General features: G+C 25.6%; 18 protein-coding genes. 14 read left to right on the forward strand and 4 right to left on the reverse strand.

The features are described 5' to 3' along the window. Positions 1-342: 342 nt before the first annotated feature. Positions 343-2,091 carry a phosphoenolpyruvate carboxykinase gene (locus AAT22_RS04875; RefSeq protein WP_047000440.1) on the forward strand — a complete coding sequence of 583 codons (1,749 nt, stop codon included), beginning with the start codon at positions 343-345 and terminating at the stop codon, positions 2,089-2,091. 99 nt (positions 2,092-2,190) lie between these two features. Beyond that, positions 2,191-3,552, forward strand: a complete 1,362-nt coding sequence (locus tag AAT22_RS04880; protein WP_052953910.1) for a DUF2334 domain-containing protein — start codon at positions 2,191-2,193, stop codon at positions 3,550-3,552. A 60-nt stretch (positions 3,553-3,612) separates the two neighbouring features. On the opposite strand, the gene AAT22_RS04885 is transcribed toward AAT22_RS04880, so the two are convergent. Further along, positions 3,613-3,822, reverse strand: a complete 210-nt coding sequence (locus tag AAT22_RS04885) for a DUF378 domain-containing protein (protein ID WP_016207105.1) — start codon at positions 3,820-3,822, stop codon at positions 3,613-3,615. 67 nt (positions 3,823-3,889) lie between these two features. Then, positions 3,890-4,357, reverse strand: coding sequence for an Lrp/AsnC ligand binding domain-containing protein (locus AAT22_RS04890; protein ID WP_016207104.1), 468 nt, complete (start codon positions 4,355-4,357; stop codon positions 3,890-3,892). A gap of 581 nt (positions 4,358-4,938) precedes the next feature. On the opposite strand from AAT22_RS04890, the gene AAT22_RS04895 reads away from it, so the two are divergent. Then, positions 4,939-5,277 carry a hypothetical protein gene (locus AAT22_RS04895; protein ID WP_047000441.1) on the forward strand — a complete coding sequence of 113 codons (339 nt, stop codon included), beginning with the start codon at positions 4,939-4,941 and terminating at the stop codon, positions 5,275-5,277. 97 nt (positions 5,278-5,374) lie between these two features. Here AAT22_RS04895 and AAT22_RS04900 read toward each other — a convergent pair whose 3' ends face one another. Then, positions 5,375-6,400 (reverse strand): PHP domain-containing protein, encoded by a 1,026-nt coding sequence (locus tag AAT22_RS04900; RefSeq protein WP_084820719.1) that lies wholly within the window; start codon positions 6,398-6,400, stop codon positions 5,375-5,377. A gap of 119 nt (positions 6,401-6,519) precedes the next feature. Here AAT22_RS04900 and AAT22_RS04905 point away from each other — a divergent pair, with 119 nt between their 5' ends. The 11 genes from AAT22_RS04905 to AAT22_RS04955 all read left to right on the forward strand — a co-directional run bounded on the left by AAT22_RS04905 (position 6,520) and on the right by AAT22_RS04955 (position 17,866). Then, positions 6,520-7,020, forward strand: a complete 501-nt coding sequence (locus AAT22_RS04905; RefSeq protein WP_016207101.1) for a gamma carbonic anhydrase family protein — start codon at positions 6,520-6,522, stop codon at positions 7,018-7,020. 13 nt (positions 7,021-7,033) lie between these two features. Further along, the gene (locus AAT22_RS04910) at positions 7,034-7,876 is read left to right on the forward strand and encodes a S1-like domain-containing RNA-binding protein (RefSeq protein WP_016207100.1); all 843 of its coding nucleotides are present in this window, start codon (positions 7,034-7,036) and stop codon (positions 7,874-7,876) included. A gap of 165 nt (positions 7,877-8,041) precedes the next feature. Then, positions 8,042-9,490, forward strand: a complete 1,449-nt coding sequence (locus AAT22_RS04915; protein WP_047000442.1) for a hypothetical protein — start codon at positions 8,042-8,044, stop codon at positions 9,488-9,490. Then, positions 9,490-10,338, forward strand: a complete 849-nt coding sequence (locus AAT22_RS04920; RefSeq protein ID WP_047000443.1) for a diguanylate cyclase — start codon at positions 9,490-9,492, stop codon at positions 10,336-10,338. Before AAT22_RS04915 ends, AAT22_RS04920 begins: the two co-directional genes overlap by 1 nt. Continuing rightward, complete coding sequence (locus tag AAT22_RS04925) at positions 10,328-11,683, forward strand: DUF2334 domain-containing protein (RefSeq protein ID WP_047000444.1); 1,356 nt, start codon at positions 10,328-10,330, stop codon at positions 11,681-11,683. Before AAT22_RS04920 ends, AAT22_RS04925 begins: the two co-directional genes overlap by 11 nt. Positions 11,684-11,693: 10 nt before the next feature. After that, positions 11,694-12,944 carry a glycosyltransferase family 2 protein gene (locus AAT22_RS04930; protein WP_047000445.1) on the forward strand — a complete coding sequence of 417 codons (1,251 nt, stop codon included), beginning with the start codon at positions 11,694-11,696 and terminating at the stop codon, positions 12,942-12,944. A 13-nt stretch (positions 12,945-12,957) separates the two neighbouring features. Further along, positions 12,958-15,087, forward strand: coding sequence for a cellulose biosynthesis cyclic di-GMP-binding regulatory protein BcsB (locus tag AAT22_RS04935; protein ID WP_047000446.1), 2,130 nt, complete (start codon positions 12,958-12,960; stop codon positions 15,085-15,087). A gap of 89 nt (positions 15,088-15,176) precedes the next feature. Continuing rightward, a complete protein-coding gene (locus AAT22_RS04940) occupies positions 15,177-15,497 on the forward strand; it encodes a hypothetical protein (RefSeq protein ID WP_047000447.1) in 321 nt (106 codons plus the stop codon). 195 nt (positions 15,498-15,692) lie between these two features. Further along, positions 15,693-16,493, forward strand: coding sequence for an amino acid ABC transporter substrate-binding protein (locus AAT22_RS04945; RefSeq protein ID WP_047000448.1), 801 nt, complete (start codon positions 15,693-15,695; stop codon positions 16,491-16,493). Between the two features lie 42 nt (positions 16,494-16,535). Beyond that, on the forward strand, positions 16,536-17,177 hold the full coding sequence (locus AAT22_RS04950; RefSeq protein WP_047000464.1) for an amino acid ABC transporter permease: 642 nt from the start codon (positions 16,536-16,538) through the stop codon (positions 17,175-17,177). Positions 17,178-17,188: 11 nt separating this feature from the next. Further along, a complete protein-coding gene (locus AAT22_RS04955) occupies positions 17,189-17,866 on the forward strand; it encodes an amino acid ABC transporter ATP-binding protein (RefSeq protein WP_047000449.1) in 678 nt (225 codons plus the stop codon). Positions 17,867-18,320: 454 nt separating this feature from the next. On the opposite strand, the gene AAT22_RS04960 is transcribed toward AAT22_RS04955, so the two are convergent. Beyond that, on the reverse strand, positions 18,321-20,945 hold the full coding sequence (locus AAT22_RS04960; RefSeq protein ID WP_047000450.1) for a calcium-translocating P-type ATPase, PMCA-type: 2,625 nt from the start codon (positions 20,943-20,945) through the stop codon (positions 18,321-18,323). Between the last annotated feature and the right edge of the window lie 8 nt (positions 20,946-20,953).

The raw sequence follows: 20,953 nt of genomic DNA on the forward strand, positions 1-20,953 counted from the left end.
TAATATAGCTTTTTACTATTTACAATTTATTCCTTAACTGGTGGAAGATTATAAATTACAATAAGGCATATCATATATATAATATGAAAAATAAGATTCGAACAAGATAGAATATTTACTCAATATTTACAAATATAGTTCGCAAATTTATCAATTATCAAAAAAAACCTAAATGTATTAGTTTGGTTACGTTTTCTTTCAGAAAAAATATTTAAAAATCATAATAATTTTGAAAAATGAAAAAATAAACTTTAAAAACTTGCATAATATATGTTATAATAGAAAAAAATAAGGTCAAAATGAAATTTTTATCATACACATAATTCACAAGGGGGTTAATTTATGCGTAAAGAGTTTTCAATAAGCAATGATAAGGTATTAATTAATTTTACAGCTAAATACTGTAGTACATTTGAGGAACTAGTAGAAAGTTATGGATTTAAGAGAGTAATAGAAAATTATTTGAAGAAATCTAAGAAAAAGGTAACATTAAGCTGGAGATATTTAAGGCAAGGATTAAAAACAGATGATATAGCTCAAATATCTAAAGATTTATCTAAAATATTTAAATATTGTACAGTTATGAGTGTTCAAGAAATAGTAGAAGCCAATGAGATGTATGATGATTTATTTTCAGATAAAGATAAATTTATAGCATTTATAGAAGACTTGTATTTATTCTGGAGGGGGCTAGAAAGATATACAATAATTCATAATAATAGACGTCAGGATGGATTATCAGCAGTAAGTTTTACTCAAGCAAATTCATCATTATCTAATTTAATTTTGAAATTATATAGAAAAATAGAAAAGAATGTTTTGGGATATAAGCCAAATGTATTTAGACAAATACCAGTTGGGGGAAATGCCTCAATAATAATTAATAGAGTTTTATGGCCATTACCAAAAGGATATGAATCATTAGAAGATATAGAATTTATTGACAGTATATTATTAGAAACACCATTTATAACATACCCTAAAAAGAATACTAGAAGTGGAATGTTTACAGAAGTAAGTACTAACCCATTACAATATGCTTCATTAAATAAAGATCATTGGTTTTGCTATCCAGCAAAAGTAGGAGAACTTATAGCGTTCATATATTTCCATAGAGATTTCATGCAACATGGAATAACTTTATGTAATTTATTTGAAATGGCAAGGTGCGAAGAATATAGAGGTAAAAAGCCAGATTTAGTTTATGTATTTGGTGCAACAGATAATGAAACGGATAAGAAAACAGTATTCTATGATGATAAAGAAAATGATATCATGTTAGGATATGTAAATCATTCTGTTGACATTGATTATTTTGGATATATGAAGAAAATGACTCTTACATTACACAATTTAGTAATGATTAAAAGAGGATATTTACCAATACATGGTGCTATGGTTAATATAGAGCTTAAGGATGGTAAAGCAGCAAATGTTGTTATCATGGGAGATAGTGGAGCAGGAAAATCAGAAAGTTTAGAAGCCTTTAGAACATTAAGTGAAGATCATATAAGTAATATGACAGTGATATTTGATGATATGGGAACATTTAAAGAAATAGATGGAAAGATAATTGGATATGGAACAGAAATAGGAGCATTTGTTAGATTAGATGATTTAGACCAAGGATATGCCTTTAAAGAAATCGATAGAAGTATTTTTATGAATCCTGATAAAATAAATGCTAGATTAGTAATGCCAGTTGCTCCATATAAAGAAATAGTAAAAGGATATGAAGTAGATTTATTCTTATATGCTAATAATTATACATCGGTGGAAGTGGGCGAAAATGCTATAGAATATTTTGAAAATACTAAAGATGCTATAGAAATATTTAAATCAGGCGCTAGAATGGCCAAAGGAACAACTTCAGAAAAAGGATTAGTAGAAAGTTATTTTGCAAATCCATTTGGACCTGCGCAAAAACAAAAAGAAACAGATATATTAATAGAAAGATATTTTAAGGCTATGTTCAATGGATCTGTTAAAGTTGGGCAAATAAAAACTTGTTTAGCTATAGATGGTCAAGAAAAAGAAGGCCCAAGAAAAGCGGCAATAGAATTATTTGATATTATTAAAGAAATGAAATAAATAATTAAGAAAACCTACTTCAAAAGTAGGTTTTTTAGTTATACAATATAAATTACTATTAGGTAGTAAAACTTAAATTATTTATAGGGGTATAACATTATGAAAAAAACTTACATAATTTTCTTAGTATCAATTATTTTTATAATAAGTTTAAATCTGATTGGGTTTAATTTATTAAAGAGTCATAATTTAAAGAAGAAGTATTATAATACAAAAGGAGCAAGGGTTGTAGAAGAATTAAAGTCCAAAAATGTAAATGAAGAAGAAAAAAATAGTTTTAAAAGAATCCCATATAACTTATCATTTTATTTAAAAAATAATAAAATGAATTTTAATAAAAACATATTATACAAGAACAATAGATTTTATATTCCGTTATCAGAATTTTTAAGTTATTTTGGGAATAAAGAAGAAGTAGATAAGGACGATATAATAATAAAAAATCTTGCGAATATTGATCTAAATAAAAAAACTTATGAAGAAGATAATAAAATTACCGATTTAAGAGGTGATATATTAAAAGAGGATAATGAATATTACATATCATTTTTTGATTTGTGTGAAATCTTAAAATTAAACACCTATTGGGATTATGAAAAAAATAGTATATACATATCTAAAAAAACATTAACAGAAGTAGACAAAGAGAAACAAATAAAAAGAAATAAAAAGAAAAAAGCATTTATAAGATTTGAAGATTTTACTGCAGGAGATGTATATATTACTAAAGGTGCTCTAGAAAAAGTAAGAAAAGTTGCTGATTATATGAATGAAAACAAAGAAAGCTTTAGTGTAGCATGGGTACCTAGATATATAAATAATACCTATAATATAGATAATGATGTATCAAAAAAAGATTCTATTCAAAATTCAAATTTCATTTTTACTTTAGATTATCTTTTAAATAGAGGTGGAAATGTAGGGTTACATGGATATACTCATCAATATAAAGATACTAATAGTATTTCAGGTTTTGAGTTTGGCGATGATGGATATAAGGATGAAAAGGAAATTAGGACAAGGGTAGAAAATGCACTGAAAATTGCAAATAAAGTAAATATACCAATTAGCTTTTGGGAAACACCACACTATAGGACAACCCATAAGCAACAAGAGATTTTTGAAGAATATTTTAAGATAATTTATGAACCTTCCATAGGAATATATAATAAAAATATAATTACAAGTAAAATAAATAAAGTTACAAAATATATACCAACTCCAATGGGATATGTAGATGATGATGATGGGAAAGCAATTCTTAGTAGAATAAGAAATAAAAGAAATAATGAAGAGTTAAGCTTATTTTATCATCTAAGTGTTGAAATAAAGGATGTAGATATTTCAATAGATAAAAACGGAGAAATAAATTATAAGTATAATGAGAACTCTATATTAAAACAAATAGTTAATTGCGTAGAATCTTTAGGCTATGAATTTGGCAATATAAAAGATTTATAAAAATTAAGAAAGTGTGGATAACCACACTTTCTTAATTTAAATTTAAAACACTATATTATTTTAGTCATTAGAACCAAGAAATTTATCTTTAGCAAAGAAGGATAGTGAATAGATTCCAGCTATACCAACTAAAGCATAAATTATTCTGCTAAATGCAGTCATAGTTCCAAATAACGTATCAACTAAGTTAAATTGAAAAAATCCAATTAATCCCCAGTTAATAGCTCCAATTATAACTAATATAAGTGCTATCGAATCTAAAACTTTCATTAAAAACACTCCTTTTATAATAGGTTTACAATTAATAGTATAACCACAGGAAAGTTTTTTATGTATTTTAAATAGTGATATTTCTATCGATTGGTTGATCTAAAGATATTATAGTATCAGTTCTTTGAATACCAGTAATAGTATTAATTTTATTAAGCAATATATCTTGAAGATCAGTAATATTCTTACAAACTACTTTAGCAAAAATAGAATAGTTACCTGTTGTTAAATGTAATTCGACAACTTCCTTAATTCTTGATAACTCTTCAAAAACTGAATCAAATGAAGATGTTTTATCTACATATATACCAACAAAACAACATACGTCATAACCTAATTTAGGTAAATTTAAAAGAATTCTTGTTCCCTTTATTATACCAAGCTCTTCCATTTTTTTCATTCTCACATGTATAGTTCCACCACTTACATGACAAATTCTTGCTATTTCTAAGTAAGGAGTTCTACAATCTTTTATTAATAAATCTAGAATTTGTAGATCTAATTCATCTAATTGATATGTTAAATTTAAACTCATAGAATCACCTCTTATTAACATTTTTTAATTTCTTACTATATTCTATCAAATAATTTATTAAAATAGAAGGGAATTATAATAAATTTAATAAATAAAATAGGAAAAATTAATATATTAGTAATAAATGCTATTTATTCAGTTCACAGTGCACAATTCATAGTCCACAGTTTTGGGATAACGGAACAGGTATCAGGGAACAAGTAACAGGGAACAGGTTATGATATAAATTGCGAAGCAATTTTTTAGTGAAAAGTTAAGAATGAAAAAGTCAAAAGTTGAGGATGTTTTGCTAAGCAAAACTTTAAATATATAGGTGCAAGGCATTGAATACTTAGTAAAGTTGAGTGTAACGATAACTGAACTTAGTATGAAAGCCCATCTACTGAAGCTTGCCTGAAGTAGATGAACATATCTTTTCCAAAATCCTATAAGGATTTTTTCCATCACTATTCACTTTTTCACTATTCCCTTTTCACTATTTTGCTTCGCAAAATATTTCAAGTATTAATTCGATATGTCTTGAAAATATGTAGTATTTCTTTTAATATAATAATAGAAGCTTTTAAAGGAGGAATAACAACGTGGACATATTAATTACTATATTATATTTTGCAGTAACTATAGGATTAATGATTTTATCATTTAATTTAGGAAAAAAATATGTATTTTCAAAAGTGAGAATAAATAAATGGATTCCATTAGCAATAGCATTAGTTTTATTTGTACCTCAAGTCGTATATAGACCAAGTAACCCGTGGCTAAATATGGGACTTACGTTATTAACAGTTTGGTTTTTCTTATGGTTCTTCGATATTCAAAATACAGGCGGACCAAAGATGAAGGAAAAGAAAATTGAAATAAGGCCAAAAGCAAAACCTAATAGAGCTAAACATATACAAAATCAAAAAAAGGAAGATTAGCATATAAGTAGGACATATATTATAAAGTATTATAGTATATGTCCTACTTATTTTATATTAAATATATTTTATAAAGGGTAATACATTGAAAATAAACTTATATTTTTAAGTTAGTGTCATTTATAAAAATAGGAGAACTAAATGCGATATTATCATTTTCTTCAAATACCTTTATTATATACCAGCTTTCATCTTCTTCCCTTTTATGCTCATATAGATATTTGATACTACTTAAATTTATATTTTCTATAGTCCTTATAATTTTGCCCTTGTTAGTTATGATTTGTATTTCTTTTATTTTATATTTAATATCCTCTGTAAATATCATAAATTTAAGTTTATCAGAAGTAATAAAAATTTCTTTTCCCATGAAATTATCATTTATAGTAAAGTATAATTTTAGATAGCGTGATTCAGTAGAATAAGTCCGTCTTTCTCTAAAAGCAGATATAATATCTTCAGTAGATAAACTATTACAAATGCAAACAGTTAAATTTTCGGAGTCTCCAAAATTCATTTTATGATTATCTTGGCCATTAATAGCACCTAGTTTCCAACCATCATCTAGCAAGCTAAAGTAGTATTTATCATGTCGTGTATATTTGTGAGAAGGATTGCCATTTCCAACTTCTATAGATGTTATTAATTTATTCAATACAGGATTGTAGGGTAAAGCTTTTATATTTTTATGGGGATGATTTATAGAAATAAATGCATCAGGATTATTCAACATCCATAAAGCTAAAATTTTCAAATCTTTAACAGCGCCTGTAAAGAAACTTGAAGAATTCATTATATTTAAATCTCCATAGAGATAAGTTTTACATTCAAATCCAACTAAAGGTAAGAAATCATCATATTTTTTTCTTACTTTAGCTGCATAAACCTTAGTACCTTGAAATTTAGAATATTTATCGTCTTTAATTGATATTTCACTAGATAAAAAAGAATTATGATCTGTTATAAACATAAAATTTAATCCAGATTTATAACCATACTCATAAGCTTCTATGGGAGAACCTTTGCCAGTTGAAAATTCAGTATGACAGTGAGGAATACCATAATAAAACTTCATATTATTTTCATCAAAATCTTTTATTTGTTTATGTTTTTTTCTTCCCAAAATAAGCTCCTTATAAATTATTACTTATTCTATATATAGTATTGAATATCTATAAATAATGACAATAATATTCACTAATGATAAAATAACTTTAAGAGAAATTAATTGGAGGATTATAAATGATAAAAGAATTTAATAATAAAAAGCCCATGATAGATAAATCTTGCTATATATCAGAAAGTGTTGATATAATAGGAGAAGTTGTTATTGAAAAGAATGTTAATATTTGGTTTGGAACTAGAATAAGAGGCGATATGAATAAAATTTATATTGGTGAAAATAGTAATATTCAAGAAAATTCAGTTGTTCATGTAGACTCTCATTGTGAAACTAATATAGGAAAAAATGTAACTATAGGACATGGAGCAATAATTCATGGTTGCATAATTTCTGAAAATGTTTTAGTTGGTATGGGATCAATAATATTAAACGGAGCTAAAATTGGCAAAAATACTATAATAGGAGCAGGATCTTTAGTGCCTCAAGGCAAAGAATATGAAGAAGGAGTTCTTATTCTGGGAAGTCCTGCTAAAGTTATAAGAAAACTGACAGAGGATGAAATTAAGGGGATAGAAAGATCTGCCAATAATTATGTTGAGTTAAGTAAAAAATACTTATAAATCAGGAGGAAAAATGATTAATATAGGAAAATATAATACTTTAGAAGTTAAAAGAGAAAAAGAATTTGGGTTTTATTTAGGTGATGAAGGCAAAGTTGATGTACTATTACCTAAATCAGTAGCAGAAGGGAAAAGTATACAAGTCGGAGAAAAGGTAGAGGTCTTTGTGTATAGAGATTCTAAGGATAGACCAATAGCAACATTTAAAAAGCCTTTGGTTACTGTTGGTGAAGTTGCATATTTGAAAGTGGTATTTCAAACAGAATTTGGTGCATTTATTGACTTTGGCTTAGATAGAGACATTTTTGTTCCAATTAAAGAGCAAAGGTTTAAATTACATACTGGAAGCAAATATTTGTTTTATGTGTATTTAGATAAGACTGGAAGAATAGCAGCAACTACAGATGTTGAGAACTATATATTAAATGCAAAAGATGAAGAAAAAGAATTTAAAGTTGGAGAAGAGGTTATAGCTCAAATTTATTCAAAAGGCCAAAGTGGAACTATCCATGTAGCAATAGATTCAAAATATAAAGGCATGATATTACCAAATGAGTATTACATAGATTTTTATCCAGGAACTGAAATGAAATTAAGAGTAAAAAGAATATATGAAGATGGGATAATAGGATTAACACCAAGAAAAACAAGGTTAAATGAAAGAGATCAAATTCAAGAAGATATATTAAAATATTTAAAAAAGAATGGCGGATTCATGCCATTTAATGATAAATCAAATCCAGATGATATTAAAGCTACTTTTAATACAAGTAAAAATTATTTCAAAATGGCTTTAGGTGGATTAATGAAGGATGGGAAAATAGTTCAAGAGAAAGAAGGAACTAGATTAAAATAAAATATTATTATAAAGAGACAGATTAATGCTGTCTCTTTTTGTATATATTTATTTATTAAGAGAAAAATATATACAAAATATAAATGAAATTTATAATAGAACTTCAATATTAATAGTAAATTTCATTAATTTAAATATTTGAATATATTTAAACAGGAGATTTATATGAAAAATATATTAAATAAAATAAATTACTCCATGTTGTCAGTAATATTATTTTTATTAATTAGTATAATAACATTATTTATTCCTCCAATAATAGGTATGGCTGACAATGGAGACTACTATAGAATTATTAGTCAAAATGATTTATATCATTTACCTAAAGAAAATGAAGATATATTTTTTGGATATTTTAATAAAAGCTATGGAATATATAAATATAATAATGAGTTAGAAACAACTCTTATTTCCACTCAATCTACATTTATAAAACTAGCTATATTTATAGATAAGTTAATAACTAAAGATGATGTTTTTGATATAAGGTTTTTATCAATAATATATATAATTATACAAGCAGTAGCACTTTATTTTATTAGTAGAGTATTGCTAGAAGATATAAATAATAAAAAATATAAAGTTATATTAGTATTTTTAATTACAATCATATTTTCAGATACCGCATACATTGCTTATTATAATTCATTTTATGGTGAATCAGTAAACATATGCTGCTTTTTATATAGTATAGGAATATTTTTGTATATGTGTAAGTTTAATAAGTTTAATATAAATAATTTAATTTTATTTGGAATATCTACATATTTGCTTTTAGGATCAAAACAGCAATTATCACCAATAGGAATACTAGCATCAATACTTTTAGTAAGAGTGATATTTCTAAAAAGGGATATTAAGGTAAGAATAGTATCTATAATTTTAATAATATTTTTAATAACAAATTCAGTATATTTCTATAAATCCATTAAGGGAGATTTTGATTATATAAATAGATATCATGCTATAACAAGAGGTGTTTTATTATATGAAGAAAGAGCAGATGAAATATTAAATAACTTTGACATATATAATCAATACTCACTTCTACAAAATGAAATATTTTTTGAAAAAATACCAATGATAAATCCAGATGACGAAAGATTAAAAGAAGACTTTTATAGTAAATATTCTGTCTTTGGTATTCTTTTATATTATATTAAAAACCCCAAGGCTTTAATAAAAATGTGTGATTTAGCTTTTAAAAACTCATATTCAATAAGACCAAAAGTAATGGGGAACTATGAAAAATCTGAAGGTAAGGCTTATGGGAAAAGATCTAACTTTTTTGTATTATGGAGCTCTTTTAAAGAAAGTATTATGCCAAAGGGTTTTATTATATCAGTAATATATATTTTTATATATTTAATTTTTTCTTATAAGAAATATATAAAAGCATTTAAGTTAGGCAATTTAGAAGGGTTACTATTTGAAGAAGGATTATTATATGCACTAATAATAGGTTTATCTCAAATATTCATTTCAATAATAGGGGCAGGAGATGCAGACTTATCAAAACATGTATTTATGTACAATTTAAGTTTTGATTTAATGATAGTATGTTTGTTAAGTAATATCATTAGTAAAAAAGATTCTAAAGGGAGGATAAAATAATGAAAGATGAAAATCAAAGAAAAGCAGTGGATTTTTATATTAATCTATTAATAGCATATTTTTTTATTCTTTCAATTATAATTACATTTTTAAATTTTCAAGTAAACTTTGAAAACTATATTATGCTAACAATATTAATGATAATTGCATTAATTAGTTACTATTTTAATGTGACAATATCTTTAGTGATAACTTTAATAATAGATTTCATTTATGGAACCTATAACTTATATAAAAACATATCAACAGGAATATCATTAAATAATGAAGTTTATTTGTGGATAGTTTTCATGCCACTAACAGCTGTGATTGTTTCATTAGTTTCAAGGAATATACTATTACTTCAAAATAAGGTGGAAGAACTAGAAGATTTAAATGAAGAACTAGTTATGATAAATCCATTAACAGGAGATAGAAATATAAAGGCTTTTACTAACGAAATACCAATATACATCAGTATGAATAAAAGATACAACATACCAATAACAATTATGATTGTAAAGTTTAAGTATGGAGATAGATTAAAAACTATAGTTGGAAAAGATTATTTCAATAACATATTAATAAAATCATCAGGAGTATTAAGTGAATCCTTAAGAGTAGAAGATAGAAAATATATATTAAATGATAGTACTTTTGTGTATATATTAATTTCTGATAATTCAGGTTCAAAGGTAGTTGAAAATAGATTGAAAGAAAATATAAAAAATATAGAAATGAAGGACAGAAAATTTAATAAAAATATAAACTTAGAAATTCAAGTTGGATCTTATACCTATGAAGGAGATGTAAAAGATCCATTGGAACTTCTGAAAAAAGCTGAAAAGGAATTAGAGTATGACGTATAAAAGAAAATCCATACTGATTATCATATCTTTTATACTATCATTTAATATTTTCTCTATAAAAAATTATACTAGTGCAAAAGAAAAAAATATTCTTATAACATATGATTCCTATAAAGCTTATGGAGAAAAACTTAATTTGCTAAATGAAGTAATAAAATTATCATTAAATTTAGAAAGTAACTTAGAGGTTATTAATTTAGAAGAAATAGAAAATATAAATTTTAATAGCTATGATGAAATAATTTTACTTAAGAATAGACCAGAAGAATTTAAAGAAAATATTATTAATGTATTAGATAGTTATAGTGATAAAATTCTGATGATTATAAATAGTGATGAAGAAAAAGAAAATTTATTTTACAAAGAAATAAGTAAATCTATACGAATAAAGAATTTAGAAGATTATGATAAAAACAAAACTGTAAGAGAAGCGATATTAAAAATGTCAAAAAAAAACAACAAAACATTTTTTATGCTAGATGAAGCTTATCCATTTGACGATTTAAATGAGCTAGTAAAAAAAATAGACTATTTATATAATAAAGGAATACCATTTATAATATCATCTATGCCTATATTTAACAATCAAAATTCCGAGGCTATGAAAAGATATATGGAGGTTTTAAGATATGCTGAGAGTAGAGGTGGATCCATAATATTACACTACCCATATATATATCAAAAAGATAATGTAAGTGCAGATATAAAAGAAATATTAAGTAAAATGTCTATGTCACAAAAAAGTTTTCAAGATTACTTAGTTTACGCAACTGCAATAGATATATCAGAAGATTGGATTTACTTTTCTGATATAAATAAATATTTAGATACAAGTAATACTTTATTTATAACACCAATAGATGAAGATATAAAAATAAGTAAATATAATATGAAAATAAACAAAAAAGAAAATGTTATAGAAAAAGTTCCATATAATAATTTTAATAATAAAGATAATTATTTAAATAATATAGCAATAACCTTAAGAAGTGATACTGATTTTGAAGTTTTTAAAAATAATTTAGATACAATAAAAGAAAATCAAATACATTTTAATGATTTTATGAATATGAATTCTTATGTTCACATGAGAGAAGATATTATAAAGAAAGAAAATGGGAACATTTTTCTTAATAATATTAATGTGAATTCTCAAAAGTTTATATCCATAAAAGATTTTGAAAATATGTTTATAAGAGAAGTTGAAGATACTACTAATAATGAGGAAATTGACTTATCTTATGCAAATAGATGGATAATATTATTAACTACAATAGCTAGTTTTATATTCTTAATAATAGGAATTCGAAGTAGAAATTTAGATAGAAACAAATTTTTTAAATAGGAGAATAAAAATGAATATATTTGATTATATAATCCTATATTCCCTCATAGTTATTTGGTTAATAATATTTATTAACGTAATTTTAGTTATAGGAGGATATTTATATTATTTAGATATACTAAAGGAAAACTTATTGCAAGAGCTAAAAGAATATCCTTTTGTTTCAGTACTAGTACCTGCTCATAATGAAGGAAAAGTAATAGAAAAAACAGCAAAAGCTTTATTAGAATTAGAGTATCCTAAAGATAAATATGAAGTAATAATAATAAATGACAATTCAAGTGATAATTCAGCAGAAATACTAGGTAAAGTTAAAGAAGAATATAAAAATAGAAATTTTATAATTATAAATACAGATAAAACTACAGGAGGAAAAGGAAAATCTACTGCATTAAATATAGGTTATAAGCAAAGCAAAGGAGAAATATTAGCAGTATATGATGCAGATAATACTCCAGAAAAGAAAGCATTAAAATATTTAATAAAGACATTAGTAAGTGATGAAAAATTAGGAGCAGTTATAGGAAAGTTTAGATGTAGAAATAAAAATGTAAATATACTTACAAAGTTTATAAATATAGAGACATTAACATTTCAATGGATGGCACAGGCTGGCAGATGGAAATTATTTAAACTATGCACTATTCCAGGAACAAACTTTGTAATAAGAAGAAAGATATTAGATGAAATAAATGGATGGGATACAAAAGCTATAACTGAAGATACAGAGTTAAGTTTTAGAATGTATAGAATGGGATATAAAATAAAATTTATGCCTTTATCAGTAACTTGGGAGCAAGAGCCACAGACCCTTAATGTATGGTTTAAGCAAAGATCTAGGTGGGCAAAAGGAAATATTTATGTAGTTCTTAAAAACTTTAAGTACATATTTGATAAATCAGCAGGGGCAACCAGGTTTGATATTTTATATTATATTCTTATTTATGTATTCTTTTTATCTGCAACCATAATATCAGATGCTATATTTTTATTAGGAGCAATAGAAGTTGTACATATAAATATAGTTGGTTATAATACAATACTTTGGATAATGGCATATTCGGTATTTGTTTTATCTATATTAGTTGCAATATCTACTGAAAAGGGTGAGTTATCAATAAAAAATACTATAATAGTTATAATCATGTATTTTACATATTGTAAACTATGGGGAATTGTAGCTGCGTTAGGATTTTATAATTACATTAAAGATGTAATATTTAAAAGAGAAGTTAAATGGTACAAAACAGAAAGGTTTTAAAGGAGTGGAATTAATGAAGAGCTATGATTTCAATATTAAACGTTTACTAACTATAGTCATATTAAGCATTATATTATTTATATCGTCATTTGAAAATGTAGTATTAGCAGAGCAAAATAATAATATAGGCGGTAAAAGTTATATAAAAAATGAAGTTATAAATGATGACATTACCTTTAAGGGAGTTTTTACAAGTCATAGCATTTATTTCAATATAGATAAATGGTGGAGTATAGAAAATGTTGATATAGAAATAAACTTATCAGTAAACCAATTAGTAGATGTAACAAAAGATTCTTATATAACATTTAATATAAATGGAGTTCCTTTCTACTCATCTAAATTAGTTTATAACCCTAAACAAGAAGTGCAAAATATAAAGGCTAAGGTGCCAATAGATAACTTAAAGGAAGGGTTTAATGAATTTAAAATAGATGGATATTGTAGAATAACAGATAAACCTTGTACAGATGATATTAATACAGCTAATTGGATGATAATAAAAAAGAATTCTAAATTGAATATAAATTATAAAGAAAAAATCACAGATAACATAATAAAAAATTTTCCATATCCATTTGTGAAGAATAATACATCACAGATAACACAAATAGTACTGTCAGATGATTACACAGATATGGATTTGAAGAATGCTTTGCTTCTATCATCTTATTTAGGTAAAAATGATACTAATACAAAATACAAATCAGAAATCATAAAGTACTCAGATTTAATAAAACAAAAAAATAATAACAATATTATATTTATCGGAAGTAAAAATTCAATACCCAATGAGATAAGCAATGCATTTAAGGATGTAAGTACTATAGACTTATCAAATAATTCAATTATAAAGTTAGGGAATTCTCCTTATAAAGGTGACTTTGAGGATGTAAAAGTAATGCTTATATGTTCTGAAAATGATAGCATAAATTTAAAAGCTATAAAGTTTTTGATGAACAGTGAGTTAACAACTCAGATAAATAACGATGCTTTTATAATTAGTGAAAATATCAATGAAGAAATTAAAGTAGAAGAAGTTAATAAGCTAATAACCTTTGAAAGCATGGGAATTAATGAAATGCAGTTTAAAGGACCATTTAGGAGAACAGGAACAGTAGCATATTTTATCCCTAAAAATAGAATAGTTACTGAGGGTACAAATATAAAATTGCACTTTAGATATTCTGATAATTTGAATTTTAATAAATCCCTTATAACTGTTTACATAAACAATATTGCAATAGGAAGCAAAAAATTAGAAAAAGAAAATGCTTTAGCAGATACATTAGAACTTTCGATTCCTAGCAATATAATAAAAAACAATTATATAGAGATAAAACTAGCTTTTGATTTAGAACTTATAGATTCTTATTGTGAAATGAGGCAGGAAGAAACACCATGGGCATTAATAGATGGAAGTTCATATATTTATTCAGAAACTCAAAATTCATTAGGATACTTTTTCGAAAAATATCCAGCTCCATTTGTTTTAGATAATAGATTCAATGATGTTTTGATTTCGGTTCCAGATAGCTTATCATCTAAAGAACTTACTTCACTAGGAAAATGTTTTTCTGTAATTGGAAAAGAAATAAATGGTAATGTTGGCGAAATAGATGTATCAAGATATTCAAATTTAAATGGAAGAGAAAAGAATAAGAATTTAATAGTATATGGTACACCATCTACAAATACTTTAATTAAAGATTTAAATAAAAAATTATGGTTTAAGTACGATGATAATTATAATTATTTTATAGGAAATGAGAAATTATATTTAACAGAGCCCTTTAATTCTAATATATCAATGTTTCAATTAGATTTATCTCCATATAATACTCAAAAAGCAATGTTAGTATTAACAGCTCCTAACAATGATATACTATTAAACTCATTAAGTTACTTAGAAAGTTCTAACGAGGTAAATAAACTTACAGGAGATTCAATAATTATAGATGAATATGGAGATATAAGAAAATTTAGATTTAAAGAAGAAGATAAAAAACCAGTATATGAAAAGATTATAGGATTAGATAAATCTTCAAGGGGAATATTAATAATTGTAGCTTTAATATTTATATTTTTACTTGCATCAACAATAATGTATTTAATAAAAAATAAGAAAAGAAAATTCAAATAAAAATTAGTAGTAAATACAGATAAATAATATTAGGAATAGAGATTTTTAAAGTGATAATAATACTGATGATAAAAAGGAGCTAGATATTAATGTATAGAAAAAATATAAATATAATAGTATTTATTATATATAATTTCTTTTTAGCTATTTCTTCAAACATTATTAGAACTAATTTTAAATATGAAAATTTAATTATGCTTTTAGTTTTATGTCTATTATCAGTAATTAATTATTATATTAAAGTTGAAGATTCTGTTATATTAACTATATTTATAGATTTCATTTATTCAAGTATAATACTATACAGACATTTAATTAAATTACAAGAGTTACAAGTAGGAACCTTTTATTGGATAGCTATAATTCCTATAACATCATATATGATATATATTTTAAAAAAACAATTATGAAAGTTATAATAAATATTATACATTTTCATAAATTATCTTTGAAATTGATAGTATTTAAGTAATTTATATAAAAATAAAAAATACGATATTTAAAATGTCGTATTTTTTATTTGACTTTAATACTTTACTATGATAAAGTATTAAATAAAGAAAGAAATATAAATAATGTAAAGCATAAAAAGGGGGATTTTATATATGAAAATGATGAAAAAATTATTAGTGGGGTATTTATTAATATTAGTATCTTTTGCAATGATATCTTGTACAGAAAAAAAAACAGTGAATTCTATGGATAAGGATGAACTAGTATTAGGATTTGATGATACATTTGTGCCAATGGGATTTAAAGATGAAAATGGAGAATATACAGGGTTTGATATAGATCTTGCTAAAGAAATGGAAAAAAAATTAGGAAAGAAAATAGTATTTCAGCCAATAGATTGGAGTATGAAAGAAACTGAACTTAATAACGGTAATATAGATTTTATATGGAATGGATATAGTGTAACAGACGAAAGAAAAGAAAAAGTCGAGTTTTCAAAAGAATATTTAAATAATAGACAAGTTATAATAACATTATCAGATTCAAAAATTAATTCAAAAGAAGATTTGAATGGAGCAAGAGTAGGCGCACAAAATCAATCAAGTGCTGTTGATGCAATTGAAGCTGATGGAAATATAGTAGATACTTTTAAGGATAGCAAAATAGTTACATTTGAAACTAATAATGAAGCTTTAATGGATTTAGAAGCAGGTAGATTGGATGCAGTTGTTGCTGATGAAATATTAGCTAAATATTATATAAATCAAAGAGGTGCTGATAAGTATAAAGTGTTAAAAGATGATTTTGGAAAAGAAGCTTATGCTGTTGGTATGAGAAAAGATGATAAAGAATTAGTAGAAGCATTTAATAAAGCTTTTGATGAATTAGTTCAAGAAGGAAAAGCAGGAGAAATCTCTAAAAAGTGGTTTGGAGATAATATAATAGCTAAATAAAATTATAAAATGACTAAGAAAGAGGTGTTTACTTTGGAATTAATGAACGAAATAATAACTTTTATTCCACAGGCTTTAGAGGGATTAAAAGTAACAATAGAAATATTTGCAATTACTCTTATTTTCTCTATTCCATTAGGAGTTATTATTGCACTAGGAAGGATTTCTAAAATAAGTATTTTAAAATCAATAACAGGTGCTTACGTATTAATATTAAGGGGAACACCTTTACTTTTACAAATATTATTTATATTTTTTGGGTTACCTTTATTAAGTATAAGTATTCCTAGATTTCCAGCAGCAATATTAGCTATGGTTTTAAACTACGGAGCATATTTTGCAGAAATATTTAGGGCGGGAATATTATCTATAGATAAAGGTCAATTTGAAGGTGCAGAAGTATTAGGCTTAAGTAAAAAAGACACATTTTTTAGAATTATAATGCCACAAGCATTAAAGAAAATATTTCCACCAGTAGCAAGTGAAGTTGTTACTTTAGTCAAAGATACAGCTTTAATTTATGTGGTAGGATTAGATGAACTTTTAAAGATAGCTAAAATAGCTTCAAACAGGCTTTCATCTATAATGCCTTTTGTAGTTGTAGCAGTAGTTTATTTAATATTTAATGGAATAATAACAAAAGTTTTAGAATTTATTGAAAAGAAGTTTAATTACTATGAATAGGAGGAAAAGTTATGCTAAAGATTCAAGGGTTAAAGAAAAACTTTGGAAAGCTTGAAGTTTTAAAAGGAATAGATTTAGAAATAAAAAGTGGAGAAATAGCAGTAATAGTTGGTCCTTCTGGTGGTGGTAAAACAACTTTATTAAGATGTGTAAATGGATTAGAGTTTTGTGATGCAGGAAGCATGGAAATAGATAATAAGTTTTTATGTAAAAATGGAGTTTATAAAGGAAAAGAAGAGTTTAATGAAGTAAGAAGAGAAATAGGATTAGTATTTCAAAACTTCAACTTATTCCCACATATGAGTGTATTAGAAAATTTAATAGAAGCTCCTAAAAGGGTTTTAAAACAAAGCGAAGAAAATGCAAAGAAAAATGCTAAAGAGATTCTAGGATTTCTAGGATTAAGTGATAAAATAAATAACTATCCATATGAGTTATCTGGAGGGCAAAAACAAAGAGTTGCAATAGGGAGAGCCTTAGCATTAAATCCAAAGCTTATGTGTTTTGATGAACCAACTTCAGCCTTAGATCCTGGATTAACAGGAGAAGTCGCAACTTTAATAAGAAGCCTTGCAAAGGATGGAATGAGTATGCTTATAATAACACATGATATGAGTTTTGCAGAAAAAGTGGCTGACAAGATATATTCAATGAAGGATGGAATTTTGGAAGAAGGAAACATCTTCTAAGTTCAACTTCAATATAAAGGCTACGATAAATAGATATGTTCCATAATCTAAATAGCTATACAAAGAAGTACTAGGCTCAGAATAACTACTATGCCAAGAGTTTTGGTTAAACTCACTACGTTCAAACAAACCAACAACACTAAGGCATAGTAGTCCTTCTTTCACCAAGTACTTCTAATTGTTCGCTATATGATTATTTCACATATTTTATTTATCTTCGCCCACTTATATTAAGAATTTAAACTAATAATGAGTTAAGGTATTAGTCTAAGAGGGAAAACATATAATTAACTTAATATTGAAAGCTCATCTACTTAAGAATCTCTGAAGTGGATGAGCTTTAATTTTAATAATACTTTAAATTTGTTCACTGAAACCAGTTACCTATTTAATATACCTACAACTTTATCTAAAACTGTGAACTGTGAATTGTGCACTATGAACTGAATAAATATTAATTTTTTCTTTCATTCATTCTAAAGAATACTTTAATTATTTCGTTAACAACAAATGGAATTAATGAAATTAAGATAACTATTACCCAATCTTTAAATTCTAGTGAATAGACTTTAAAGATTTCGGCAGTGAATGGTATTGTTATTATAGTGAATTGTAATAGTATTCCAAATAACACTGATGCAATTAACCATTTGTTTTTTAGTATTCCAACTTGGAATAAGGATTTAGTTTCGTTTCTCATAGCAAGAGAATAAAATAATTGTGAAACACTAAGAACTACAAATGCCATTGTTTGAGCGTGTCTTAATGATTCTGGATATAAGTATTCTCCAAGTACAAAAGCAAATAAAGTTGTTATACCTATTAGGATACCATTTATTATTAATAGTTTCCCCATTTTACCTGCAAATAAGCTTTCCTTTGGATTTCTTGGAGGAACATCCATAACACTTTTATCTCCAGGATCAACACCCAAAGAAAGAGCGGGGAAACTATCTGTAATTAGATTTACCCAAAGAATGTGTATAGGTAATAAAGGTGAAGCCCAATTTAATAATATTGCAACAAATAAAGCAACAACTTCTCCTAAGTTACAGCTTAATAAGAATAGAATAGATTTTTTTATATTATTAAATATATTTCTTCCTTCTTCAACGGCTTTGACAATTGTAGTAAAGTTATCATCTGTTAAAACCATATCAGCAGCACCCTTTGCAACATCAGTTCCTGTAATTCCCATTGCAACACCTATATCTGCTGCTTTTAAAGATGGGGCGTCGTTAACACCATCACCTGTCATAGAAACTATATTTCCATGAGATTTAAAGGCTTTTACAATTTTAACTTTATGCTCAGGAGATACACGAGCGAAAACTCTATAATTATTAACTATTTTAGTAAATTCCTCATCTGAGTAACTATCTATTTCACTTCCAGACATAGCTTCAGATATATCATTAGCTATACCAAGTTCTTTGGCAATAGCAACAGCTGTATTTTTATGATCGCCTGTTATCATTATAGTTCTAATACCAGCATTCTTACTAACTTGAATTGAGCCTTTTACTTCTTCTCTAGGAGGATCTATCATACCCATAAAGCCTACAAAGATTAGATTTTCTTCCAATTCATCTATAGCAACATGTTCATTTTCTATATTTTTATAACCTAAAGCCAAAACTCTTAAAGCATCATCAGACATTATATTTGAAGCTGAAAGAATTTTATTTTTTTCTTCATTAGTAAATTCTTTAATTTCTCCATTAACCAATATTTTATTAGATATTTTTAAAATACTATCTATAGCCCCCTTAGTAAAAACGGTAAAAGCATTATTATAACTATTTACTGTTGTCATAAGCTTTCTATCAGAATCAAAAGGAATTTCATTTACTCTCTCATGAGAAGTGTTTAAATCTTCCTTGAATATATTTAATTTATTTCCTACATCAATTAAAGCAACTTCGGTAGGATCACCAGTTTGTACTCCGTTTTTGGAAGTAGCATCGTTACATAAAATCATACCATGAACTAAAATCTTACTTTCATCATTATTAAGATTAATTTCATCTAATGTATTAATTTCTCCATTAACATAATATTTTTTTACTGTCATTTTATTTATTGTTAATGTACCAGTTTTATCAGAGCAAATTATATTAACAGAACCTAATGTTTCAACAGAAGGCAGTTTTCTAATGATTGCATTTTCTTTTATCATTCTTTGGACACCAAGAGCAAGTACAATAGCAACTATTGCAGGCAAGCCTTCAGGAATAGCAGCAACAGCTAAGCTTATAGAAGTCATGAACATTTCAAGGAAATCTCTTCCTTGAAACATAGAAACTATAAACATAATTATAGATATTCCTACTGCCATAAAGCCTAGAATTTTACCAAGTTGAGCTAATTTTTTTTGAAGAGGAGTTATATTTTCTTCTTCAGCATCTAACATTTTAGCTATTTTACCTATTTGAGTATTCATTCCTGTAGCTATTACAATTCCAAGACCTCTACCATAGGTGGCTAGAGTAGACATAAAAGCCATATTATGCTGATCACCAATAGGGACATTATTTTCTTCAGCTATAATATTAGAATTTTTTTCAGAAGGTACAGATTCACCTGTAAATGCTGATTCTTCAATTTTTAAATTAGCAGTTTCAATTAATCTTAAATCAGCCGGAATATATCTTCCAGCATCAATTACAACAATATCTCCAACAACAACTTCCTCTGATGAAACTTCAATAATTTGACCATCTCTTTTAACAAGAGCTTTAGGGGTGGACATATTTTTTAAAGCTTCTAAGGCTTTTTCAGCTTTAGATTCTTGAATAACCCCTATTATTGCATTAATAAATATTACAAAAAGAATTATTATTGCATCACTTATTTCGCCGACGATAGCAGAAATTATGGCTGCAACTAATAAAATATAAATCATAATATCGTTAATTTGCGAAATAAAAAGTTGTAAAAAAGATTTTTTCTTTTTTCCCTGAAGTTTATTTAAGCCATCCTTGTCTAATCTTATCTTTACTTCTTCTGAAGAAAGACCATTAATAATATCAGAAGATAAAGTCTTTACTATTTCTTCTGAACTTTCATTAAACCACATAAAAATTC

The sequence above is a fragment of the Clostridium sp. C8 genome (assembly GCF_001010885.1).
GTDB lineage: Bacteria > Bacillota > Clostridia > Clostridiales > Clostridiaceae > Clostridium > Clostridium sartagoforme.